This is a genomic window from Lactiplantibacillus sp. 30.2.29 (assembly GCF_018991255.1).
GTDB classification, from domain to species: domain Bacteria; phylum Bacillota; class Bacilli; order Lactobacillales; family Lactobacillaceae; genus Lactiplantibacillus; species Lactiplantibacillus pentosus.
Genome location: NZ_JAGYGU010000010.1, coordinates 41,930 through 65,748, shown reverse-complemented (window position 1 = coordinate 65,748; position 23,819 = coordinate 41,930). Strand labels below are relative to the sequence as shown.

Genomic DNA, 23,819 nt, shown 5'->3' with positions numbered 1-23,819 from the left:
CTCCTTTAATGGACACTGCTAGTGAGCTGAGCTTGAATCGCGTTACGAGCAGCCACCATGTTCTTGAGGGCCGCCAGTGTTTCTGGTTCCTGACGGGTTTTGAGACCACAATCAGGATTGATCCAGAACTGGTGGGCATCGATGACCCGCAGTGCCCGTTGGATATTGGCTTCGATTTCGGCCACACTTGGGACGCGGGGACTGTGAATATCGTAGACCCCGAGGCCAATTTCCTTATCGTAGCCCGTTTGCTCAAAGGCACTGATGATTTCGCCGTGGCTCCGTGACGTTTCAATCGAAATGACGTCAGCATCTAATGCCTTGATGGTGTCGATGATGTCGGCGAAATTCGAGTAGCACATGTGGGTGTGAATCTGGGTGTCATTTTGGACGCCAGTTGTCGTAATCTTAAATGAGTAGACCGCTTCGTCTAAGTAAGCCTGCCAGTGGCGCTGCTTGAGTGGCAAGCCTTCTCGAAGTGCGGGTTCGTCGACTTGGATGATCTTGATCCCCGCTTGTTCGAGGTTGTTGACTTCTTGCCGGAGCGCCAATGCGATTTGATTTTGAACCTGGGCCTTAGGGATGTCATCGCGAACGAAGCTCCAGTTGATAATCGTCAGCGGCGCCGTCAGCATGCCCTTGACAGGCCGGTCAGTCAAACTCTGCGCGTAGACGGATTCAGCGACGGTAATCGCTTCGGTATAAGCCACGTCGCCAAAGATTACTGGTGGCCGAACCCCGCGTGACCCATAGGATTGGACCCAGCCGTTTTGAGTGGCGTAAAACCCAGTCAGTTTTTGACCAAAGTATTCGACCATGTCAGTCCGTTCAAATTCGCCGTGGACCAGGACGTCCAAACCGAGGTCTTCTTGCAACTTGATCCAGCGCTTAGTTTCAGCGTGGAGGAAGGCTTGATAGTCGGCATCCGAAAGATTGCCTTTGCGCCATGCAGCTCGTTTCGCGCGGACCGTGGCACTTTGCGGGAAGCTCCCAATCGTGGTCGTTGGCAGTAGTGGCAACCGCAAGCGGTCGTGCTGTAGCTTGATACGGGTCGCAAATGGGGCCTGCCGTTCAAATTTCTGATTTTCGAGCTGGGCCTCAGCTGCTCGAACGGCTTGATTATTCCGGTGACTGGATTGATTGAGCGCGGTTAAGTTGGTCTGATTGCGGCCAAACGCGGCTTGAACTGCATCGACGCCATGATTGGCGGCTTCCGTCAGCACGTGCAACTCTTGGAGCTTTTCGTCGACGAAAGCCAGGCCACCGAGCAGAACAGGATCGGCTTTCGTTTCATTTTTGGTCGTGATTGGCACGTGTAACAGCGAGTTAGCGGGTTGTAGCCACAGTTGGTCGTCACTGACGATTTGGCGCAATTGTTGCACCAGCTCGAGTTTGACGTTCAGGTCGCTAGCCCAGACGTTATGACCGTCGATAATCCCAGCGGCTAAGATTTTGTCAGCTGGGAAACCGTGTTGGCGCAAGTGGTCCAGATTTTCACCGTGGTCGTGGACTAGATCAAGCCCCAGCGCCTGGACGGGTAGGTCAACGATTTGGTCATATAGGTCCAGACTGTCAAAATAGGTTTGTAATTCGATTTTTAGATCCGGCACAGCTGTGTGTAAGGCAGTCAATGCAGTGGTGTAGGGGCGGAGTTCGTCTGGCTGCGTCGTTTTGACCAGGGTTGGTTCGTCCAGTTGGATCCATTTAGCCCCAGCGTCCGCGAGTTCCTGGAAGACCTGCTGATAAAGTGGCAGGAGTTGTGGGAGTAATTCAGCGACTGCGGCGTCGTCCAAGTACTGCCCGTTTCGTTTGCCGAGTTTCAGAAACGAAACTGGGCCCAAGATGACGGGCTTGCCATCAATGCCTAATTCTTGCTTGGCTTCTTGGTAGTACCGCAACCAACGATTGTCGAGTAGTTTAAACGTGACATCGTCGAATTCTGGCACGATATAATGATAGTTAATGTTGAACCATTTCGTCATTTCAGCGGCGACCGCCGTATCCGTACCACGCGCAATCGCGTAATAATCTGGTAAATCAAGTGCCTGGTCAAAGTGGCCGAAGCGCGTTGGAATGGCGTTGAAGGCGACCAGGGTGTCTAGGACGTGATCGTAGTCGGAATTATCCGCGACCGGGATGTAGTCGACGCCTAAGTCACGTTGCTTTTTTAAATTAGCCAACCGTAATTTCTTGGCGTTAGCGTGGAAGGTCGCGTTGTCGAGCTGACCTTTCCAAAAATGTTCCAATAGATGTTTCCATTCCCGATGTTCCCCTAAACGTGGATACCCCAAATTGCTATTAATAATTGTCATCGCTGACCACTCCTTCTCATTTGCTCATTAATTTAAACAAAAAACGGCAACCTCATCCTCATTAAAGGACGAAGTTGCCGTTCGCGGTACCACCTTAATTCGCCAACACCTCACGATGTTGACCTCAACCCGTACGTTTCATACGGTAGCTTAATAACAGCAGCTAACTGTCATCACCTAGCAAGTGCTCAGTGGTGCCGTTTGGAGGCCATTTTTCATCAGTCGATTTCCGGTTTGGTTTCCACTATTCCAAACTCACTGCACGGGTAGCGACGATTACTTTCCTCTTCGGGACGTTTACGTGTTTTATGATTGATTAGAAAATACCACCGTTTACTCATTTAGTCAAATTATTTTTTAATGTTTTTAACATATTTTGTGTTAATGGACATTAAAGATGATTCAAACGTGCTAATTGTGGATTCTTGTTCGTCAGCCGATGCGCGCCATATTCCGACCTCCGGGGCCGGCTGACAACGCTGGAACAGGGCGGACATCGATTTGAACTCACGCAGCAACCCACTGCGCAATTTCAAATACGAGTCTTATTCTAAGCCGGAAGCAGCCCACTTCCAGCTAAGAATAATTTGGCTACTGAGCATTGTCCGGCAGTCCGGCCAGTCGGGAACCCGCTCGAATGACAGATGAACGACCACCTAACTAGGCACAATTGACCACTGAATATTTGGTGACAGATTCTTCAGGCACAGGCTTAATCAGAATCGATGATACTTTTAGTGTTCGAGTACTGAGAAGATTATCTGAATATTATTCACTATTTTTAATGCCACTAATTTCAATGGACACTAGTCTTGAAGCTAGTCGGTAAAATGGGCTTCGTTTATAACTTGAGCCTTTTTTATCTCAGGTAACCAGAGGAAATCCTGACAAATTCAGTGAAGTTACTTGTTAAAAGTACCGTATGCTAAGAACCAACGACTAATCCAATAAAAAGCTGAGTCCGTACATATCTGCCCTTCGAATGCCATCCCAGAATGCCTGGAAGCTGGCATAGGACGCAGGTATCACGGAATGTTTAAGGCAAGTCGTCTTATTTTCCAGCGGTTCTAAGCTGGTAGTTTTTGAACTTAGACTGTTCATCCTAACCACATCAACTGCAATCCACGGGGTCGCAAATGAGCTAATTATCAATAGAATTATCGTCGATTTAGACCGGTTGTTAGGTTGATTAACGTATTTAATTAGTTCATACCGAACATCTCACGCTTGCCAGCGACCGTCTCGAAGCTAAACTGAATCAGACAGTTTTATAAAAATGAAAAAGTGCCACAATCCCCGATAAATCAGCGTTTTTAGCTATCACGACAATTCCAGCCATCTACATACAAACTGCCGCAACCTTCACGAAATCATCACATTTTTTTCGGGTTATGGTTATTAATTTTTACTGAAAAGTTGCTAGTATAGTTGGTGAGCCCACTAGCGAAGTATCAGAAATAAAATAAATAATGATGAGGATGATGAATTAATGAGTTTGTGGCAACGATTATTTAACCACCACCAACAGCCCAAGCAGGCAGTACTAATTCTGGGGAGCGGCCGATCAGGTACCTCAGTTATGACGAAATGCATTAATTTGATGGGTATTTCGTTAGGAACCGATAATTTATTGGCACCAAGCAAGAAAATCAATCCTAAAGGTTACTTCGAAAATAAGGACGTTATCAAAATTCATAAGTCCTTAGGAAGTCGCGTTCGTTATCGACCGGCTTTTAAGGGTTACTACGATAGTCCGAAGATCAAAAAAGATCGGGCGGACTTAACCAACTACCTCAAAAATTTCTTTGAAAACGAACAATATTTAGCAATCAAGGATCCACGGATGAATGATTACATCGAACTCTGGCAGCATGTCTTAGCCGACGTTGATGTCTTACCAGCCGAAATCGTGTTGTTACGGAATCCAATGGACGTGGTTCATTCGAACGAACGTGCTTGGCACCGGGATACGACCTTAGCAATGCGCCAATGGCAAGTACGGACGCTGTTATCTTTACGTGACAGTGACCGGACCCACCGAATCCTTGTGACGTATGAAGATTTGTTTGGTCAGACCTTAACGACACTCAAACGTATCGCCACCCAATTTGATTTACCATGGACCGACGATGAGGCCGCCTTGCAAGCTAAAATCGATGATTTCATTGATCCAGCCCTACAAAAGAGTGATAGCGGTGAGAGCTTAGCGGATTTTGAAGCGCGTACAGATGTGGAACCAGACGTTAAGGCACTTTACTTACTAGGCCGGCAAGCTGCCGCAGATCCGGACTTCTTTGCTTCAGAAGAATTCCAACAAAAGATCGATGAGATGACGGACCAATATTTAGCTGATTACGGGTCGTTATACCGGGACTTCAACGCTAAGATCAACAGTAAGACGTTCTTCGTCTTTGGTGAAGACCAAGCGCAAGTTGACCAAGTCAATGACATTTTACGCGCCAACCAAGTCAAAATGGTCGGGACAGAAGCCGACAGTCATGCCGTTGCCGAAGATTTGAGCGAACGGTTGAACAATGAGACCCTGAACGTCAAGACTTATCCGTTAGATTACTTAGTCGTTGAGCAGAAGGAAGAACTCAACAATTATTTGCGTAAGAATGCCAAACGCGAGGCACTCTGGGGTATTGGCGATGCTAAAAACAACGAAATCGTCGAAATGTTGACCAATGTCAGCCGCGAACTGGGTGCCGACACCCATAACGTGGTGATTGCGGATGATTTGACGGCAATCGATGATCCACGAGAACTGCGGATTGCCATCCAACACTTGATTCGGACGCTACACGCCGTTGAACGGCCACCGTACCAAGTGATCATGGCTGACCAGTTAGCAACTCCCGCGACTCAGGCGACGCTCAAGGCGTTTGTGGCCACAGAACCGACTAAGGCGGACCAGCCAACTGATTCGAAACCGGATGAAACATTCAAATTACGGACGCCAATCGATTTCCAGGAAGTCGCTGGCACATTGACTGCGCTATGTGAACAAGCCAGTCAGGATAGTACCAAACAAGCAACGTTAAATCATTTTGTAAGTGTTAATTATGATGAAATTTTAAATGTGAAAGGTGATCAATATGCAAACAGTGTACGGAATTAAAGCCCATGGTGGTAAGTTAATCAACTTAGAAGATTTTAGCGATGAAACACGGCAAGCAGCCGAACAATTACCAAGCTTGACCATCAATAATTGGAATATTTCTGATTTGGAATTGATCGGGATTGGTGGGTTTAGTCCACTGACGGGGTTCATGTTGAGTGACGATTACCATTCAGTTGTCAACACGATGCACCTGAAGAGTGGGGTAATCTGGAGTGTGCCGATTACGCTCGGTGTCAGCCAAGCAGATGCCGACCGGATCGAATTAAATAGTGAAATCGCCTTAAAGGGTGAAGATGGCATTATTTACGGGACGATGCGGGTTGAAGACAAGTACGTCCCTGACAAAGAACTTGAAGCTCAGAACGTGTATAAGACGACCGAAGAAGCCCATCCTGGTGTTAAACGCCTATACGCCAATGGTGACGTTTATCTGGGTGGCGCCATCAAGTTGCTCCACAAGCCAGACCACGGTGCCTTCAGTGATTACTACATGGAACCAATCGAGACTCGCAAGATGTTCCACGACTTAGGGTGGAAGCGCATCGTTGGTTTCCAGACACGGAACCCAATTCACCGTGCTCATGAATATATTCAAAAATTAGCCTTAGAAAACGTTGACGGCTTATTCTTGAACCCATTAGTTGGTGAAACCAAGGCCGATGATATTCCAGCGGATGTCCGGATGGAAAGCTACAAGACGATTCTGAAGTACTACTACCCAGAAGACCGAGTGCGGTTAGTCATTTATCCAGCTGCAATGCGGTACGCTGGTCCTAAGGAAGCCATCTTGCATGCCATCGTTCGGAAAAATTACGGCTGTACTGACTTTATCGTCGGCCGGGACCATGCCGGTGTTGGCGATTACTACGGTACTTACGAAGCCCAAGAATTGATTTCATCCGTTGAAGATGAGATGGGCATGCACTTCTTCAAGTTTGATAACTCCTTTTACTGCAAAAAGTGTGGTTCAATGGCCACTCAAAAGACCTGCCCACACGGCGAAGAAGACCATATCTCATTAAGTGGGACTAAGGTCCGTAAGATGTTGGCTGATGGGATCGTGCCACCAAAGGAAGTTTCTCGTCCAGAAGTTGCCAAGGTCTTAATCGAAGGTTTGAAGCGGAAACGCGAACAGCAACAGGAGGTTTAATGAATGACAAAGTCAGAGAATATCACTTGGCATCATTCACAAGTTAGTAAGGAACAACGCCAAGCACTCAATCATCACAAAAGTGTCGTCCTATGGTTTACTGGGCTCTCAGGTTCAGGTAAATCCACGATTGCCAATGCCGTTGAAAAGGCCTTGTTTGACCAACAAATTGGTAGTTACGTCTTAGATGGCGACAATATGCGGTTTGGACTGAACAGTAACTTGGGCTTTTCAGCTGAAGACCGGGAAGAAAACATTCGCCGGATCGGTGAAGTTGCCAAACTGTTCATTGATGCGGGCGTCATTACTTTGACTGCCTTCATCTCACCATATCGGGCCGACCGTGATAAAGTTCGTGAGAACCTTGAAGCGGATGAATTCATCGAAGTATTCGTTGATACGCCGCTGGAAGTCTGCGAACAACGCGACGTTAAGCAGTTGTATGCCAAGGCTCGTCGCGGTGAAATCAAAGGCTTCACGGGTATTGATGCGCCATACGAAGCACCGCTCAACCCCGAAATTACCATCGACACTTCCAAACAACCGCTAGCGGATTCAGTCAAGCAAGTCCTGACTTACTTAGCTGATCACAACTACGTTAGCTTAGCGACTGCCGATGAAAACTAACGAAATCTTGACTGCTATCGTGCAATCAATCGCTAAAATGGACCGAATCTTGGTCTATCGTCATACCAATCCAGATCCCGACGCAATCGGGGCTCAGTTTGGACTGGTCGCACTATTAAGCGCGGCTTATCCAGACAAAACGGTGGTGGCGATGGCCCAAGTTCCGGGCCATTTGGCGTGGTTGCATGCCGACGACCAACCAGCCATTACGCCGCAGTCCACGGATTTGGTCATTGCAGTCGACTGTGCCAACCAGCAGCGATTAGCCGGTGATCTGCCGAGCGACGCATTTACGATTAAAATCGACCATCACCCCAATCGAGATCCCTATGGACAACTGAACTGGGTCGATGAAAGTTACAGTAGTTGTTCGGAAATGATTTTTGACCTTGCAAAGAGTGACCCAGCCCGTTTTAACATCGATACTGCGATTGCGACCGATTTGTACGCCGGTATTATCGGTGATACGGTGCGGTTTTCAACGCCGGAAACGACGGCGAGAACGCTAGCGATTGCGAGTGAGCTCGCGGCAACTGGTATCGACATCGCTACTTTGAGTCACCATGAGATGGATTTGACCCCGGCGTTGAGCAAATTGTACGGTTACGTCTTGAGTCAGCAAACGATTGAAGCAAACGGTTTAGCTCACGTGGTGTTGCCGCGCCAGTTGTTTGAAAAGTGGGACATTAACTACGGCGATGAGGACGCGATCGTACCGCTGCCTGGGAATCTGACAACGGTTAAAGTCTGGCTATTTTTCATCGAAACGCCAGAAGGCAATTATCGGGTCCATTTCCGCTCGAAAGCCATCAACGTGAACGGCGTGGCAAAGGCCTTCAATGGTGGCGGTCATCCGTTAGCGAGCGGGGCATTTGTGCCAGATTTAGCCTCGGCTGAGCAAGTCGTTGACCAAATGCGAGCGCAAGTGTTAGCACAAACCGCATCAGAGCAAGTATAATTAGGTTAATATTATAAATAAAGTAATAGGGTTGGTGAATGGTAAATGCGAAAGCGAAATTGGTTGATTGCACTAATTGTCGTCATTGTGGTTGCAATCGGCGGTGGTTGGGGATATTACAAGTATCATCAATCTACGACGAATTCGACGACGACTAGCAAGGTCCGGTCGGCAAGTAAGACGAAGAAGGATATCAACACGCGTTTGGTCAAGACTGAAATCAAGGCCCAAGCGGGTGAGACGGCAACGCTCAAGAAGGCCGTCGCTAATAAGAATTACACGGTCAATAACATGTATACCAAAGTCAATCCGTACGGCGTTTCACCACTTTCGGCTAAGGTGATTTTCCACACGGATCAGGCGGCTAAAGTGAGTTATACCGTGGTTGGTAAGAGTGCCAAGACGTCAATCTCCAATACCATCAGTAAGTACTCGACGAGCCATGACTTGACGGTACTCGGGTTATATGCGAATACGAATAACCAAGTTAAAATCAAGGTAACGTACAAGAATGGGACGTCAACGACCAAAACGATTCGTTTGAAGACGGCCAAGTTACCTTCAGCGTTAACGGATTTCAAAATCAACGTTAAGAAGGCTAACAAACAAAAGATGGTTCTCGGTACTGGAAATTCGAAGTTGACCTTCATGGTTCGGACAACGATTTCTGGTAGCAAGCAGTCAAAGAACTTATCCTTTGGGATCGATGCCGATGGTAATATTCGGTGGTACACCACGCGGCCAACCTCACACATTTTCAAACAACTCAACAATGGACATTTGCTCATTTGGACCAAGTCGAATGCTAAGAATTCATACTTCGACGAGTTAGTGGAAATGGACTACACGGGTAAAGTTTACAAGACTTACAAGTTTAACCATAAGGCTTGGGGCAAGGCTAAGGGTTCTAAGAAGCAGAACCATAACCAAGTCCACCATGATGTGACTGAGTTGCCAAACGGTGACTTGATTGCGACCGTTTCAGATGGTGGTCGGACTTATGTCGAAGATACCATGATCGTTATTTCGCATAAGACCGGTAAAATCACCAAGGTCATCAACATGAAGAATCTGTTACCGGCCAAGTTCTATACTAAGTACAATGCTACTAAGTCGAATAAATACATGGGTAAGAAAGACTGGTTCCATCAAAACTCAGTTTATTATGACAAGACGGACAAGAGCCTGATTATTTCTAGTCGGAACCAAAACTTAGTCATGAAGATCGACTACAAGACCGAAAAAATCAAGTGGATTCTCTCCAGTAAGAAACGGTCGGCATGGCCGAAGTCTTACCGCAAGTACTTGCTGAAGGCTAAGGGTAAGATTGCCTGGCCAGGTGGTCAACATGCGGCGATTGTGGACCCATCGACCTTAGGCAACAAGGGTTCCTTGAATGTGATGATCTTCAACAATAATGTGGCAGTCGGGACGACCAAGAAGTCCTTGCAAGACTCTTCTGGTAAGTATTCCGAAGGTGTCGAATACCACATCAACGAGAAGACCAAGACTATTTCACAAGTCGGTGCTTATGGGAAGTCACTCGGTAAGAAGAACTTCGCGAATATCATTGGTTCGAACCGTTACTTGAGTGCTTCCAACCGCTTGATCGACTTTGGTTGGTTGAACAATGGTAAGTCGGCCAATATTATTGAATACGACCTCAAGAGCAAGCAACAAGTGTTTAACGTTGAATTGACAGGATTGCCAAGCGGTGGTTACGTCTACCGGGCAGAACGTTTCTCATTGTATCCAACGAAGCATGCTTATGGGATCAATGAGTAGTGTTGCGATTGACGAACTGATCATATAGCTAGTAAGTGCAGGATTGCAGCCTGGTTCACTAGGTGACTGGCAGTGATGTGAAGTTCATTCGTCACACAAATCTTAGATGGAAATAAGTTCCTCGCGGTTTTGGCGCGAGGGGCTTATTTTTTTGAGCCGGAGTTTGAGCCGGAGTTTGAGCCGAAGTATTCCACGTGAGCCCTGACTGGCGTGGCGAGTACCGTGCTTCACTTGTAATCTTCACCATACCGAAAACGTTAATTAGTCTAAACCAATAAGTTAACAAAAAAGTCATAAATTCATCGCAAAATTATCTGAAAATCAGGAATTATTTCATACCGTAACGTAATTAAGTTCATATTCCAAGTCTAAAATGGTTCTTGTATTAATGAATGACTTGGTTTCTGAAGTGGTACCGGGGATGTTCAGATTACTGGAAAGAATAGAAATTAGCTGAAGCGGAGCGATGACGATGACCCTCAATATTGCAATAGTTTTAATTACGTTATTAGTATCATTTGTATTAATGGCCATGGAAATTACCACGCCTAACGCGGTCATCCTCTGTGCCCTGGCATTTTTGATGTTCGTGTGGATTCTATCGCCAACGGATGCCTTATCTGGATTTGCCAATGATGGGCTCGCGACAATCGCGTTAATGTATATTATCGCGTACGCCATCGCGAAGAGTAATTTGATTACTCGATTATTTGACCGGATTCTCGGTGATGGCCATAATGAAAAACGGTCGTTGTTGCGGCTGCTCGCCAGTGTCTGTGTGATTTCGCCCTTCATGAATAATACACCAATCGTGTCAACCTTGACGCCAATGATTCAGCGCTGGACCAAGCGCAAGGGGATGGCGGTTTCTAAATTTTTGATTCCATTATCGTACGCCACGATTTTGAGTGGGTTGTTGACGGTGTTAGGGACGTCGACCAACTTGGTGGCGCAGGGCTTATTATCGAAGTATAAATTGGCTAAGTTCGGAACGTTTGACCTCGCAATTGTGGGGATCCCAATCACAATTATTGGGCTGATTTACTTACTAACAGTCGGTTACCGGCTATTGCCAAGCTATTATGGTAGCAGTGTCGATGATGTGGCCGCTGAACCGAATGATTATTTGATTGAAATGTCGATTTCTGATGAGTTTGAACACTTGAATGAAACGGTGGCTGAAGCCAAATTACGGAACTTGCCACGATCCTTTTTAGCCGCCATCAACCGGGGTGGACAGGCAATCGTGCCGGTTGCGGATGATACGGTGTTACGACTCGGCGACCGCCTGTACTTTACCGGGACCTTTGATTGCATCAACGATTTAATGAATATTAAGGGATTGGTCCCAAGTACTCAGAAAATTAATTTGGCAGATATTACCAACGAACGGGCACGGTTAGTCGAAGTTTCGGTTCCTGACACTTCGAGTTTAGTTAACCAAAGTATCAAGTCCGCCCGTTTCCGGAACGTCTTCGGTAGTGTCGTCGTTGCAATTCGGCGGAATGGCGTCAATCTGGAAGGTCGGCTCGGTGGCATTCGGCTCAAAGGTGGCGACAACCTGGTCATGATTACAACGAGTGACCAGGATGAATTGGCGACTTTGAAAGACTTGCACGTCTTCAACTCACAACCCGTCCAGTCCCGCAAACATACCTACAAAGACTTTTTACCGATTTTCTTGTTAGTGGCGACGATTGTCGTTTCAACGATGGGGATTATTGATTTATTCGTTGGTTTGGCCGCATCATGTGTGGTGTTATTCCTGACGAAGTGTGTGTCGATCAGTGATATTGTTAAGGCGGTCGATATGAACGTGCTGTTCCTAGTCGCAAGTAGTTATGGTCTAGGATTAGCGATGTCCAATGTCGGTGCCGATAAGTTCATTGCAAAGTCGCTAGTTGCCATTACTGGTAACGCATCACCAATCATCTACATGTTTTTGATCTACTTTGTCACGAACTTCCTGACAGCTATTTTATCCAACGCGGCGGCGCTCTCGTTAATGTTTCCAGTGGTCGTGTCGGCCGCCAAACTGGAGGACCTGCCCGTTATGATGTTGGTCATGCTGATCACGATTGCGGCGACGGCAGACTTTTCGATGCCAATCGGCTATCAGACTAACTTGATTGTGTATGGACCTGGTCATTATAAATTTACTGATTACTTCAAAGTTGGGATTCCACTGAATTTAATCTGTATGGTCGTCTGTGTCTTCGTTTCGTATTACTATTATATGGTGATACTGTAATTTTGACGTTAATCTGCGGCATGAAGTTTGGCTGGCCGCGAGTACAAGTGACTAATTGAATAAAATCTGATTGCGTTGCTCGCTGGATGCGGATGACGCGTTGATCAGAGAAACTAAACTAAACGCAAGCGTGCAGAATTTCTGGACGCTTTTTTGCGTTGAATGGGGTGTCACGGTGGAAAGACGGGGGATGTCGTGGTAGGAATACCAAAACGAGTGGCCCTGGGTACCATGCGATGATGGCAGCTGGGGCGGTTCTGACTGCCAGTCACTGACTTGATTATCCCAAGTCGGAAGCCCCAAATAATTGCGAAAATAAATTATTTAATTTTTAGGGAACAAACCACTAGTATTCTAAAACCAAAGTTGATATACTAGCAAAGTTTGCTTGATTGTTTGGTCAACAGGAAAACGATTACAAGCAGGCCATCTTAATTAACGAAAGGAGTGCGGAAATGAACGATTTAACAAAGGGGAAACCGTTAAAATTAATTTTCTGGTTTACAATTCCATTACTAATCGGTAACATTTTTCAGCAATTTTATAGTTTGTCAGACACGTTGATCGTTGGTCAGACGCTTGGGGTCAAAGCCTTAGCAGCTGTCGGGTCAACGGGGAGTGTCCAGTTCTTGATTATCGGGTTCGCGCAAGGCTTGACGGCCGGGCTGTCGATTTTAACGGCGCAACATTTTGGTGCCCGTGATTTTAAAGCAGTTCGGCGGAGTTTTGCTATCAGTATCGTGGTCAGTCTGATCGTCGGTATTATTTTGACGGTACTGTCGCTGATATTTGTGGACCATATTTTGTTGCTGATGCAGACGCCGACGGATATTATCGCGGATGCCCGGACCTTCTTACAAATCATGCTTGGCGGGATGTTAGCCCCGATTGGTTTTAACTTGTTGTCGAACATCATTCGCGCACTCGGCGATAGTCGGACACCGTTGTGGTTTCTGATTATCAGTGCCTTAATTAATATTGGCCTCGAATTACTGTTCATTCTGGTCTTTAAGTGGGGCATCGCCGGTGCTAGCTGGGCCACTATTCTGGCACAAGCGATTGCGACCCTGATGTGCGTCGTGTATATCATGGTCAAGGTGCCGATTCTGCACATTGGCTGGCGCCATTTCAAGCTAGTCTGGGCAGAAGTACGGGCACATTTGAACGTCGGCTTACCAATGGCGTTTCAAATGTCGATCATTGCGATTGGAACGATTGTCTTACAAGCTGCGCTGAATAGTCTCGGAACGAACTCTGTGGCCGCAACGACTGCCGCTCAAAAAATTGACCAATTGGCGACGCAACCGCTGATGTCGTTTGGGGTCACGATGGCGACCTTTGCGGCTCAAAATTACGGCGCCCACAAGTATGAGCGGATTATTACGGGTGTCAAACAAACGATGTGGCTGTCGGGGAGTTTTAGTGTCGTTGCTGGTCTGATTGAAATTATCTGGGGCAAGCAACTGGTCGGCTTCTTCGTTGGTCATCAAGATGTGGCCGTCCTGAACTTGTCGCAGACGTATTTCAACGTCATTGGGAGTACTTATTTGTTACTGTCGATGCTCTTCATTATGCGTAACACGCTTCAAGGTCTGGGTCGCAGTGCGATTCCGACACTGGCCGGGGCTGCGGAACTATTTATGCGGGTGTTCGCTGCTTTGATTTTGGTTCGACTGCTTGGTTACGCCGGGGCATGTAGCTCAGAGCCACTAGCCTGGCTGGGATCGTGTGCCGTACTTTTGCCAGCGTACATTAAGTCCGTTCGTGATTTGCGGCTTCAAGAACGCATGACGACCGTGGTCGCTGAAGAACCGACACCTATTTTGGCGGATTTCGACAAATCATAATTAAGACTTGCAACAAGCTGGATTTTTTGATAATATTTGTTATCAATTTTATTTTAAAAGTTTCTGGATAGGTCGCTAGCAACAGTGAACTAGCGGCACACCAAGAAGGGTTAAGGAGTTTAACACATGGCCGTAGAATTAAAAATTGGCGATTATGTCGCCGGTAAAAAGTTTGCTTCACTAGAACACGATTTCAAGGGTGAAATTGAAAAAGTGTATGAAAATTCAGTTTTGATCCTCATTAAAGAATTTGAAAAAGCTGACGAACCAATCGTCAATGAGTACAACCACCGGGCCGTTGTTCGTAAGGAAGACGCTAAGCTCATCAAGGCGGCACCAAAAGCCAAGGTGGTTCCTCAAAAAGAAGACTAAAAAATTTATAAATAACCATGACAACAGAAAAAATGTATGCTATACTAATTTCTGTTGTTAAATGCGGGTGTAGTTTAGTGGTAAAATTCAAGCTTCCCAAGCTTGCGTCGCGGGTCCGATTCCCGTCACCCGCTTTGTAGTTAACTTCGAGGTTGAAATGGCCTTTGCTACAAGCTCCTCACTTATGGTCCGTTGGTCTAGTTGGTTTAGGACGCCTGCCTGTCACGCAGGAGATCACGAGTTCGAGTCTCGTACGGACCGTAATTTAGATGGAAACGTGTCGTTTGACGGCACGTTTTTTTGTTAGAATCAATCTCTGATGGCTGGCCTCACTTTATTTATAAAAGTCTGGTACGGTCAATTGCTGATTTGCACTGACATTCTGGCCAATTTGGATGAAAAGAGGAGAACTCGATGAATTTTACAACAATTGCTTTTGATCAGTTAACGGTGCGCCAATTGCATCAAATCTACAAGCTACGAGTTGCAGTCTTCGTCGTTGAGCAGCACTGTCCGTATCAAGAGGTCGATGATACCGATTTGACCGCTTGGCACCTACTGGGGCAGGATCAACAGGGGTACTTAATTGCATACGCACGCTTGATGCAGGAAACCAATCATCAGGCCCGCATTGGTCGGGTGCTGACGAATCCGGATTTTCGTGGTCAGGGTGCCGGCAAGCAATTGGTACAGCGGGCGCTTGAGCAGATCAATGCGTTATGGCCGGAAACGACGCAGGTCAATATCCAGGCACAACACTACTTGGACCGCTTCTATCGTCGCTTTGGCTTTGAGCCCGTGTCAGCAGTCTATCTGGAGGACGGTATTCCGCACCAAGACATGGTTTTGAAGTTACGCTAGTCAAATGCAATAAATTCTGTTATACTAACGCATGGTAAAAATTTACACGTCTAATGAGAAAGAATAGTACAATAACGGGTCAGCACAGCGAATTCGGGATGATGGAAGCCGAATCTGAGCCATATTGGAAGCGCGCTTTTGAAGACGACAATTCGATAATAAGTGGATGCAATATCAATTAGAGTGGTACCGCGGGAACATCTCGTCTCTTACATGTTATAAAAATATGTAGGGGACTTTTTTTGTCCCGCCACGCAAGTCAAGGAGGACAATATGGATTACAAACAACTCGTTACGGCAGCCTTAGCGCCTGCCTTACCAGATTTCACTAAGGAAGCGATTTTCGAAAAACTCGAACAACCAAAGACTTCCAAACAAGGTGATTTAGCCTTTCCAACTTTTACGTTGGCTAAGACGTTACACAAAGCACCACAGATGATTGCCAGTGACATCGTCGAAAAGGTTGACGACACTGATTTTGAAAAGGTCGTTGCCATGGGCCCTTACGTCAACTTCTTCTTCAAGAAGGATGCGTTTGCGGCCGATATTTTAGGCCAAATACTGAGCGCTGAAGGTCATTTTGGTGATAGCAAGTTAGGTGAACAGGGTCAAGTGCCGATTGACATGTCATCACCAAATATTGCTAAGCCAATCTCAATGGGGCATTTACGCTCAACCGTGATTGGTAATTCGTTAGCCAATATCTTAAGTAAGTTGGATTACCAACCCGTTAAAATCAACCATTTGGGCGACTGGGGCACGCAATTCGGTAAGTTGATCACCGCCTACAAGATGTGGGGGAGTGAAGCCGAAGTCAAGGCTGACCCAATCAATAACTTGTTGAAGTACTACGTGCGGTTCCATAAGGAAGATGTTGATCACCCAGAAATGGACGATGAAGCACGTGAATGGTTCAAAAAGTTGGAAAATGGCGATGAAGAAGCGACTAAGTTATGGTCATGGTTCCGTTCTGAATCACTGAAAGCCTTCAAGAAGATTTATCAACGGTTAGACATTGACTTTGATTCCTTCAAGGGTGAAGCCTTCTACAACGACAAGATGCAAGAAGTTGTCGATATCTTGGAAGACAAGCACTTGTTGCAAGAAAGCCAAGGTGCTGAAGTTGTTGATTTGAGCAAATATGACTTAAATCCAGCTCTGATCAAGAAGTCTGATGGTGCGACACTGTACATCACCCGGGACTTAGCTGCCGCAATTTACCGGAAGCGGACTTATGATTTCGTTCAATCCCTCTACGTCGTGGGCAACGAACAGACGAACCACTTCAAGCAATTGAAGGCCGTCTTGACCGAAATGGGCTTTGACTGGGCGGATGAAATTCATCATATTCCATTCGGCTTGATTACTTCTGGTGGTAAGAAGCTGTCAACGCGGAGTGGCCGGGTCATCTTGTTAGACAAAGTCTTAGATGATGCCGTTTCGTTAGCACATGAACAAATCGAAGCCAAGAACCCTGATTTACCTAACAAGGATGAAGTTGCGGATGCAGTCGGAATTGGCGCCGTCGTATTCCATGACTTGAAGAACGAACGGATGAACAGCTTTGACTTCAACTTGGAAGAAGTCGTTCGTTTTGAAGGTGAGACTGGACCTTACGTACAATACGCACATGCTCGGGCGGAAAGTATCTTACGCAAAGCGGGTAGCCCCGAAATTGCCACGACGGATCAAGCCTTAGCAGACCCTGCTGCCTGGGATACGCTCAAATTATTGAGCGAATTCCCAGCCACGGTCGTTCGGGCAAGTACCGAATACGAACCATCAGTGGTTGCCAAGTACGCCATCCACTTGGCAAAGGCCTTCAACAAGTACTATGCCAACACGAAGATCTTAGTCGAAGATGATGACTTGAATGCACGGCTTGCACTGGTCAAGAGTGTCAGCATCGTCTTGAAGGAAGCCTTGCGCTTACTTGGGGTTAAGGCGCCTGACGAAATGTAATTTATGCATAACTAAAGTTTTAAATCGAGTCGCGCTGAGAATGGACAAGTTCTTGGGGCGACTTTTTTAGCCAGCATATTCTCGAGCATAACGCGTTGTGGACCGGATTGCGCTTAGGTAACGCCTGTTAGTCAGTAACTGGTTAGCGTATTTTGACCTTCCACAAATAGTGGATACCACGTGAAGTGCCAATAATAATAACCAGCGGCCACGCCAGTAGCTGCAGGCAACCGTGAATAATGAAAGCGACGGTGATGCCCATCAAGTCATCTTGGTACTCATTTTTAGCCAGTAACATGTCACGGCTGATGACCGGATTGAGTGCGTTGTGATAGATCTCGGTGAGACTCTGATGGTTGCCAGTCGTTTGGTGTAGTGATTTCGAAGCGGCGGAAATCAGCTGAAACGGGTGACGGGTAAGTTTAGGCACTAGCGCCATTAATAAGGGATGTGCAACGAAATAGGCACTGAGCAGATAACCATTGACGAGTGTCCAATGAAATTTGAACTGACCTGTGGGTGATGCCGTTACGGCGTATACTGCGATAATCGTAAACAACGCACACCGAATGTAGTCAGCGCCCACGAGCATGGCTAATTTTTTCATTGTGAGTCATCTCCCTGCTTAATCTTTTTTTTGCTTGATTATAGCGAATAATGGGCGCTTTGATCGCCTCAATTCCTTAATAAGGCAAGTTTCGATACCAAATAGTTCTGCGACTGTTTGGAGTGACCGGGTGGTATTCTGAAGGGTAATTCGAATAGCCATATTGGGGGCCTGGTGATGAGTTATTTGGAACTAACAAATATTCATAAAAGTTATCAAATCGGTAAACAAAAATTTGACGTTTTAAAGGGCATTAATCTGCAATTTGAACTGGGGGAATTTGTGGCGATTGTGGGTGAGTCCGGTGGCGGTAAGACGACATTGGTGAATATCATTAGTGGTTTGGACCATGATTTCGCCGGGACAGTCCGGATTGCGGGACAGTTGCTGGATTACCACCACGAGAAGCAGCTTGACCAATATCGGCGTGAGGTGATCGGCTATATTTCGCAGTCATACAACTTGATTGCCCATCTAACGGTGCTCGAAAATGTGATGTTGGCGCTAGACATGACCAAGCTCAGTCATGGGGAACGACTCCGACGCGCACATGAGTTACTGGCGCAAGTTGGTTTGACCGCCCAAATCAGGAAGTATCCACAGCAACTTTCTGGTGGGCAAAAACAACGGGTCGCGATTGCGCGGGCACTGGCTGGCGACCCGCAGATACTGATTGCAGACGAACCCACGGGTGCGCTTGATGCGGACAACACAGCCGAAGTGATGGCGATGCTTCAGAAAATCGCCCAAGATGGCCGTTTAGTGATTTGCGTCACCCATTCTCAGCGGGTGGCTCACGCCGCTAGTTGGATTGCTGAACTCAACGATGGTCACATTCAACCACAATCGAATGCAAACGGACAACAGCAAGCTTCACCTGTGAGCGTTGGTGCGGCAACGGACGCCGGTTCACCCAAGAAACCCCAGCCGATAGTTCGACAACAGCTACCCGCACGGCCGTTGCCTTGGCACGTCTCAGTCATGATGGCGTTTAAACACATGCGCCATACTTGGACATGGAATACATTAATCGTCATTGGGACCGCGATTGGATTGTTTGCAGTAATGCTTTTCAATGGCTTGGGAACAGGAATCAAAGGCTATATCAACCATGAGATGAACGCATTAGTGGATCCGCAGTCAATCATGGTCATGCATCAGGTCGATAATGCTAAGGATCGAGAAGAACAAGCTGCGGCGGTCTATGATCCCGCAGTGGCTGGCGGAATCGCCGCGCGGATGCCAGTGTTTACGGGGCCTCAGCTGACTGCGTTGCGGGACCTAAAACATGTGACTACTATTGAACCAGGTATTTCAGCGACGAACGCGACGATCGCCATTAATCAACAGAAATTTGCGGCGCCAGAACTCACGACTTGGACGAGTGATGAATCAACCCGTAATTTGAAAGTTGGCCACGTTCCAGGTAATAACCAAATTGTCCTCGATAAATCGTCGATTGCCCAGAAGTGGTCGGCAACCAAGTGGCGGCAATTAGTTGGCCAGCCGGTATCGGTCAGTTATCAGACCTTCAATCTCCAAGGAAAGCCAGTGACAATTAGTCGTACGCTGACTGTTGCCGGTATCGTCGATAGTTCCTCAGAAGTCGGAATCAATGCGCTTAATTATCAGACGATGCAATCGATGCGGGCTGCTGCCAAGGTTTCGACTCAGCCAACGTTTGTTACGGCCCGAATTACGAGTCGGATGCAGAACCAGGCGGTGGTTAACGAAATTAATCATCTGACGATTGATGGTAAACGGCCGTTTGCCGCGACGAGTATTTCCGCAACGCTGGATTCGTTCAATACTTACGTTAATATTGCCACCGCCGTTTTAGCGGCGATCGCAGGCATTTCATTGGTTGTTTCCGCACTCATGATCATTGTAACTATGTTCATGTCGGTCAGTGCCCGCATGAAAGAAATTGGTATTTTACGGTCGTTGGGTGAACGACGGCGGGATATTCGACGATTGTTTACCAGTGAAGCCTTAATGATTGGATTGATTAGCGCCACCATCGCAACGGGCCTGTCGTACGTTGTTGCACGGGGCTTAAATCATATGCTAGCCAAATTGACAGGGGGCTATGCATTGGTTCAAATTCAGTTCAGTAATATTGTGGTTGTCTTTATTCTGGCTATCGTCATTGCTTGGTTAGCCGCTATTTTGCCAGCACGGCGAGCAGCACGGGCAAATCCAATCAAAGCCTTGTTAAGTGAATAAGGCTTTGATTGTCTTCGAGTGAAATGTGTAGTTCGAATGTCACAAAGCTATTCTAAAAATGATGGCTTTCACATTAAATTGTTATCTTAGCTCAACTAGTGTGACTTGCTGGCTGAGCTAATTTTTTTAACGATATCTATCGCATCTTACGAAACAACGTCTCAGGTTATCGTGAGTTTTCTTTGCTTTATCAAGCTAAAATCGGGTGACCAGTGGTTGCTAAATGTCAATGTAGGACTCTGGCTGTGCTGCTAGTTAGTTAATTGATAGAACAAATTATTATTAGTAAAAACTAATTTTTGCTCGAAATATTGACATTTTATAAATTGAATTGCAATTGTTTAAATTGTGTACGGCTGATTTTGAAGATTTGAGAGTCTGGGCAAAACCGTGTCTTGACAGCTAATCTGACGGGAACAGTTGTGTTGATTTTACTTGTTCAGCGAGTGAATTAATTCGCCAACAAACTTATCAGTGACTTCTCATAAAAAGCCCGAAATTCCCCCATTTGTACATGCAAAATACTAGCAATTACAAGTCGCTGCGGTTATGCTGTTGGTGTAAATTAAGTGAGGGAGGTTATTACTTTGAAGAAACAACCGCATACACTGGTTATCGGTGGCACGCAGCCAGCCAGCGGAAAAAGTTTGCTGACGCTTGCGTTAGCAAATGTACTGACGAATTGGGGCGCCACGGTCACGGTTGTACAATGTGACTACCATACAGCAACGTGGACGACGATTAATGGCCGTTCGAGCCACGAGTGGCAAACGGACATCCAAACGGCAGCGGAACTTGATGAATTTTGGTTGGCATTGCAAGGGATTCAAAGCGACTATTTACTAGTTGATCTCGCTTCAAGTGGTCCGACACACGACAATTATACCTGGTTATGGAATGAATGCTGGTTACCACTAGCCCAACAAATTATTTTGACCTATTCTACTGAAACAGACGTTAATACATTGTTGTACCAAGATTTAGGCGCATTACAATTCAGCATGGAATACACGGTAACCAATCCCAAAATCTACACGGTTTTGAATCAATACCCGGCACCAGTGGCAGTTCGGCGGCAGAGGCCTGTGGCGGAGTTAGTCCCATTTCACCGGCAGTTTCAAACCCGACACGCTGAATTTGCGGCCCTGGATTTGCAACCCCTAGGAATGTTAGCGGATGCGCGCAAACATCCAGAGCAGGTCTTGGCAGACGCCACTCAGATTTTGACCAAATTAGTAGCTTAATTCTTTAAACCAAACGACACGCGCTGTGAGGAGCAACGGGTGCTTTTTTGTGTCGTGTCGGGCGCCGGTGTGACCCAAAATTGTATTTAAAAAAAGCTGTGGCCTGGACCAGCCGCGATTCAAATCGTGACACGGTTACCAGATGCCACAATGCGACACGATTTAATATGTGGAGCTGATTAGCGATGGCGATAATCAATGGCCTGTTTGATGAGGCAAAATCCGACGATCGCGGCACCAAGCACTGCTAACGCCCAGGACCCGAGGTGCAAAATCAATCTGGGGGCCAGTAAACTCCCAATCACGGTACTAGTATCAATAATTGTGAGGACCCACATCATGAGTGCGTGGCGGTTGCTAGTGGGCATCTGCTGAATATGCGTAAAAAATTGAATGTTCGTTTGACTACGCAGGACGCCGAGCACCAGCATCATTGGTAGTAGCTGGTATAATGATGCACGCATGAACAGCAAGCAGATACCGGCTGATAACGTTAAAGTCAGTAATGTGTATGGCTTACTTCGTCTGAAAACAATCGGCCCCAGCAAGATACCGAGTGCATTTGCCGTCAATAGCCAACTTAATTGCCAGTGACCCTGAAGGTAGGTGACAGCGATCCAGGGAATACATACGGCAACAACAGCATCAATCAGATAACCGATGACCGCGTAACTTAATGCCCATTTAGGTAGCGCGACCGATCGATAGCTAGAATGCTCAGCTGCCTGAGGTGATGGGGCACTAGGGCTAACTTGAAATTGCCAGTCTAGCTAAGTTGAAAAGCCGAACGCACCACCCATGATCAGAATCAGCGTCGCGGGGTCGAGCCACAACAACGCACCCGTAATGATTGTGGTGGCACTAACAATTGCCAGCTGACGAATCTGGGTTTGATAGCCGTTGATGGTTTTAAGCCGTGTGCTGGCAAATAGCTCCGGAAGCACCGTTTTATTGCCAAGTTTATAAAAGACACCAATCGACTTATTGAGAATTGCGACCACCACTAATCCGGTAATGGTCCAGTTTCTAATTTCGAACCAGCCATAGGCACCCATAAACAGAAGCGCAGTCAAAATATCAGTCACAAACATAATCGTTTTTGCTGAATAGTGGGATAACACTTGGCCTGCCACCAAATTGAGACCAATCGCAGGTAACATCATTAAAGCCATGACGTGACCAAGTGTCTGTGGATTACCTGTCTTTTGAATCGTGAGCCAAGTGACCAGATAGTTGAATCCGTAAAAGCAAAAGAACGTGATGATCATGCTACCGAGATAACAAACCAAGTTGTGGCGGTCGCTGGCACTAGCGGTATCAAGCTGTTCCATCAGCTAATCACCACGGGTGTATGGGTCGGGATATTCTCGTACAACCACTTGGCATCGGCAATCGACAGGCGGATGCAGCCGTGTGAATTGGCCACTTTCCCGAGCTGTTCGGCTTCCGACTTAATATAGTGGTTATTTTCATCCACGGGTACCGAGTGAAAGAGGTAGATGCCGTGGTCTTTGAAGGAGACCCAATAATTGGCCCCCTCGCCGGACTGGGCGTTAAAGAAGTGAGGCCGCGTTCCGGCTGAATCTCAAAGTGACCACGCGGTGTCTCAGAGCCTTGTTTACCCGTTGAGGCGCGCATAGTATAGAGGACGTGGTCGTTGTTTTTTAAATAAACGCGCTGCTGTTTGATTGAGACTTGAATGTTCAAGTCGGCATAGTTGCTCAGCGTTGGATAGGCCTTGCGCATGGACGGCTGATGCCAGTCGATTTTGATCGGCGTCGGTGCCTTAGGCTTAGCAGCGGGCCGAGTCACAGCGATGGTTGATTTTGCCTGGACAGCGTGCTGATGATGGCTAATGAAGAGCTGTCCAAAACCAATCAAAATGGTCAAACTACTGGCTGCAATGGTCAGCCAAATGAATTGTGTTTCACGTGTTTTCAAATCGATTCCCCCCGCAAATGAACGATTGCATCATAATAATGTAGTTTACTCAGCGAACGAACGTTTGTTTATCAAAATTGTGTAAACTTTGCATATTGTTTGCGTAAAGTTTTGGCTGAGTGACGAAATGCTGATGGATTTCGGATGAAGCGGGGGGACCGAATGTTAATGTGACGGGCTAACGCCGATGCTGAATGGCTTTTTACTGAGTCACTGATTGAATGACAATACTAAAAAGCGCATCAAGAATCAACGCGACTCTTGATGCGCTTAATTTCATGATAACAGTTTCGGTGTGGTCGCTTATTGTAAGCTGGCGACCTTGGCAACGATTTTTGCCGGTGTTTCCCATTCAGAACGTTCGAATTCAGAAACGGGGACTTCAATCCCTAATTGATTTTGGAGTTCCAATAAAAGTTGCACAGAACCCATTGAATCTAAGATGCCTTCATCAAATAAATTGGCATCCATATTACTTGAAACATCTTCCCCAGTTAGATCTTGTAAAATCGATAATACCGTTGCTTTAACATCGTCCATGATTAACATACT

At 46.6% G+C, this 23,819-nt stretch carries 17 protein-coding genes, 2 tRNA genes, 1 pseudogene and 1 other annotated feature; of the genes and pseudogenes, 14 read left to right on the top strand and 6 right to left on the bottom strand.

Annotated elements, in window-relative coordinates:
- Positions 1-5: 5 nt before the first annotated feature.
- Positions 6-2,312, bottom strand: coding sequence for a 5-methyltetrahydropteroyltriglutamate--homocysteine S-methyltransferase (gene metE, locus KGF65_RS07130; RefSeq protein ID WP_216748248.1), 2,307 nt, complete (start codon positions 2,310-2,312; stop codon positions 6-8).
- Positions 2,313-2,373: 61 nt separating this feature from the next.
- Positions 2,374-2,613: a binding site (T-box leader), on the bottom strand.
- Between the two features lie 1,188 nt (positions 2,614-3,801).
- Between metE and KGF65_RS07125 the strand changes: the two genes are divergently transcribed.
- The 12 genes from KGF65_RS07125 to argS all read left to right on the top strand — a co-directional run bounded on the left by KGF65_RS07125 (position 3,802) and on the right by argS (position 17,249).
- Positions 3,802-5,433: a sulfotransferase family protein gene (locus KGF65_RS07125; RefSeq protein WP_105920824.1), complete on the top strand. Its 1,632-nt coding sequence runs from the start codon at positions 3,802-3,804 to the stop codon at positions 5,431-5,433.
- The gene (gene sat / locus KGF65_RS07120) at positions 5,411-6,586 is read left to right on the top strand and encodes a sulfate adenylyltransferase (protein ID WP_003638412.1); all 1,176 of its coding nucleotides are present in this window, start codon (positions 5,411-5,413) and stop codon (positions 6,584-6,586) included. The genes KGF65_RS07125 and sat overlap by 23 nt, the downstream gene beginning before the upstream one ends.
- A 3-nt stretch (positions 6,587-6,589) precedes the next feature.
- On the top strand, positions 6,590-7,213 hold the full coding sequence (gene cysC / locus KGF65_RS07115) for an adenylyl-sulfate kinase (RefSeq protein WP_105924337.1): 624 nt from the start codon (positions 6,590-6,592) through the stop codon (positions 7,211-7,213).
- Positions 7,203-8,171 (top strand): bifunctional oligoribonuclease/PAP phosphatase NrnA, encoded by a 969-nt coding sequence (locus KGF65_RS07110; RefSeq protein ID WP_105924338.1) that lies wholly within the window; start codon positions 7,203-7,205, stop codon positions 8,169-8,171. The genes cysC and KGF65_RS07110 overlap by 11 nt, the downstream gene beginning before the upstream one ends.
- Before the next feature lie 45 nt (positions 8,172-8,216).
- Positions 8,217-9,956, top strand: coding sequence for an aryl-sulfate sulfotransferase (locus KGF65_RS07105; RefSeq protein ID WP_105924339.1), 1,740 nt, complete (start codon positions 8,217-8,219; stop codon positions 9,954-9,956).
- Positions 9,957-10,428: 472 nt separating this feature from the next.
- Positions 10,429-12,207: an SLC13 family permease gene (locus KGF65_RS07100; protein ID WP_216748247.1), complete on the top strand. Its 1,779-nt coding sequence runs from the start codon at positions 10,429-10,431 to the stop codon at positions 12,205-12,207.
- Positions 12,208-12,662: 455 nt separating this feature from the next.
- The gene (locus tag KGF65_RS07095; RefSeq protein WP_216748246.1) at positions 12,663-14,054 is read left to right on the top strand and encodes an MATE family efflux transporter; all 1,392 of its coding nucleotides are present in this window, start codon (positions 12,663-12,665) and stop codon (positions 14,052-14,054) included.
- Between the two features lie 126 nt (positions 14,055-14,180).
- Positions 14,181-14,426 (top strand): hypothetical protein, encoded by a 246-nt coding sequence (locus KGF65_RS07090; RefSeq protein ID WP_003638418.1) that lies wholly within the window; start codon positions 14,181-14,183, stop codon positions 14,424-14,426.
- A 63-nt stretch (positions 14,427-14,489) separates the two neighbouring features.
- Positions 14,490-14,560 (top strand) — tRNA-Gly (locus KGF65_RS07085).
- 52 nt (positions 14,561-14,612) lie between these two features.
- Positions 14,613-14,687 (top strand) — tRNA-Asp (locus KGF65_RS07080).
- A 153-nt stretch (positions 14,688-14,840) separates the two neighbouring features.
- Entirely contained in the window at positions 14,841-15,287 is a 447-nt protein-coding gene (locus KGF65_RS07075) for a GNAT family N-acetyltransferase (protein WP_105924341.1), read from the top strand.
- Between the two features lie 273 nt (positions 15,288-15,560).
- Positions 15,561-17,249, top strand: coding sequence for an arginine--tRNA ligase (argS, locus tag KGF65_RS07070; RefSeq protein ID WP_105924342.1), 1,689 nt, complete (start codon positions 15,561-15,563; stop codon positions 17,247-17,249).
- A gap of 142 nt (positions 17,250-17,391) precedes the next feature.
- Here argS and KGF65_RS07065 read toward each other — a convergent pair whose 3' ends face one another.
- Positions 17,392-17,856: a hypothetical protein gene (locus tag KGF65_RS07065; RefSeq protein ID WP_105924343.1), complete on the bottom strand. Its 465-nt coding sequence runs from the start codon at positions 17,854-17,856 to the stop codon at positions 17,392-17,394.
- 177 nt (positions 17,857-18,033) lie between these two features.
- Here KGF65_RS07065 and KGF65_RS07060 point away from each other — a divergent pair, with 177 nt between their 5' ends.
- Positions 18,034-20,082, top strand: a complete 2,049-nt coding sequence (locus tag KGF65_RS07060; protein ID WP_216748245.1) for an ATP-binding cassette domain-containing protein — start codon at positions 18,034-18,036, stop codon at positions 20,080-20,082.
- A gap of 587 nt (positions 20,083-20,669) precedes the next feature.
- Positions 20,670-21,326: a hypothetical protein gene (locus tag KGF65_RS07055; RefSeq protein ID WP_050340002.1), complete on the top strand. Its 657-nt coding sequence runs from the start codon at positions 20,670-20,672 to the stop codon at positions 21,324-21,326.
- A gap of 179 nt (positions 21,327-21,505) precedes the next feature.
- Here the strand turns inward: KGF65_RS07055 and KGF65_RS17010 are convergent, their stop codons facing one another.
- The 4 genes and pseudogenes from KGF65_RS17010 to dltC all read right to left on the bottom strand — a co-directional run bounded on the left by KGF65_RS17010 (position 21,506) and on the right by dltC (position 23,807).
- Positions 21,506-21,898 (bottom strand): hypothetical protein, encoded by a 393-nt coding sequence (locus tag KGF65_RS17010; RefSeq protein ID WP_253954398.1) that lies wholly within the window; start codon positions 21,896-21,898, stop codon positions 21,506-21,508.
- Between the two features lie 198 nt (positions 21,899-22,096).
- Complete coding sequence (locus KGF65_RS17005) at positions 22,097-22,657, bottom strand: hypothetical protein (protein ID WP_225368238.1); 561 nt, start codon at positions 22,655-22,657, stop codon at positions 22,097-22,099.
- Positions 22,657-23,267 (bottom strand): annotated as a pseudogene (locus KGF65_RS07045) (L,D-transpeptidase). The gene KGF65_RS17005 and the pseudogene KGF65_RS07045 overlap by 1 nt, the downstream one beginning before the upstream one ends.
- A gap of 303 nt (positions 23,268-23,570) precedes the next feature.
- Positions 23,571-23,807 (bottom strand): D-alanine--poly(phosphoribitol) ligase subunit DltC, encoded by a 237-nt coding sequence (gene dltC, locus KGF65_RS07040; protein ID WP_003638426.1) that lies wholly within the window; start codon positions 23,805-23,807, stop codon positions 23,571-23,573.
- Positions 23,808-23,819: the final 12 nt, after the last annotated feature.

What these genes read in the sequence shown, in the direction of transcription:
- metE (WP_216748248.1), bottom strand. Translation starts at nt 2,312, where the DNA reads ATGACAATTATTAATAGCAATTTGGGGTATCCACGTTTAGGGGAACAT.
- KGF65_RS07125 (WP_105920824.1), top strand. Translation starts at nt 3,802, where the DNA reads ATGAGTTTGTGGCAACGATTATTTAACCACCACCAACAGCCCAAGCAG.
- sat (WP_003638412.1), top strand. Translation starts at nt 5,411, where the DNA reads ATGCAAACAGTGTACGGAATTAAAGCCCATGGTGGTAAGTTAATCAAC.
- cysC (WP_105924337.1), top strand. Translation starts at nt 6,590, where the DNA reads ATGACAAAGTCAGAGAATATCACTTGGCATCATTCACAAGTTAGTAAG.
- KGF65_RS07110 (WP_105924338.1), top strand. Translation starts at nt 7,203, where the DNA reads ATGAAAACTAACGAAATCTTGACTGCTATCGTGCAATCAATCGCTAAA.
- KGF65_RS07105 (WP_105924339.1), top strand. Translation starts at nt 8,217, where the DNA reads ATGCGAAAGCGAAATTGGTTGATTGCACTAATTGTCGTCATTGTGGTT.
- KGF65_RS07100 (WP_216748247.1), top strand. Translation starts at nt 10,429, where the DNA reads ATGACCCTCAATATTGCAATAGTTTTAATTACGTTATTAGTATCATTT.
- KGF65_RS07095 (WP_216748246.1), top strand. Translation starts at nt 12,663, where the DNA reads ATGAACGATTTAACAAAGGGGAAACCGTTAAAATTAATTTTCTGGTTT.
- KGF65_RS07090 (WP_003638418.1), top strand. Translation starts at nt 14,181, where the DNA reads ATGGCCGTAGAATTAAAAATTGGCGATTATGTCGCCGGTAAAAAGTTT.
- KGF65_RS07075 (WP_105924341.1), top strand. Translation starts at nt 14,841, where the DNA reads ATGAATTTTACAACAATTGCTTTTGATCAGTTAACGGTGCGCCAATTG.
- argS (WP_105924342.1), top strand. Translation starts at nt 15,561, where the DNA reads ATGGATTACAAACAACTCGTTACGGCAGCCTTAGCGCCTGCCTTACCA.
- KGF65_RS07065 (WP_105924343.1), bottom strand. Translation starts at nt 17,856, where the DNA reads ATGAAAAAATTAGCCATGCTCGTGGGCGCTGACTACATTCGGTGTGCG.
- KGF65_RS07060 (WP_216748245.1), top strand. Translation starts at nt 18,034, where the DNA reads ATGAGTTATTTGGAACTAACAAATATTCATAAAAGTTATCAAATCGGT.
- KGF65_RS17005 (WP_225368238.1), bottom strand. Translation starts at nt 22,657, where the DNA reads ATGGAACAGCTTGATACCGCTAGTGCCAGCGACCGCCACAACTTGGTT.
- dltC (WP_003638426.1), bottom strand. Translation starts at nt 23,807, where the DNA reads ATGGACGATGTTAAAGCAACGGTATTATCGATTTTACAAGATCTAACT.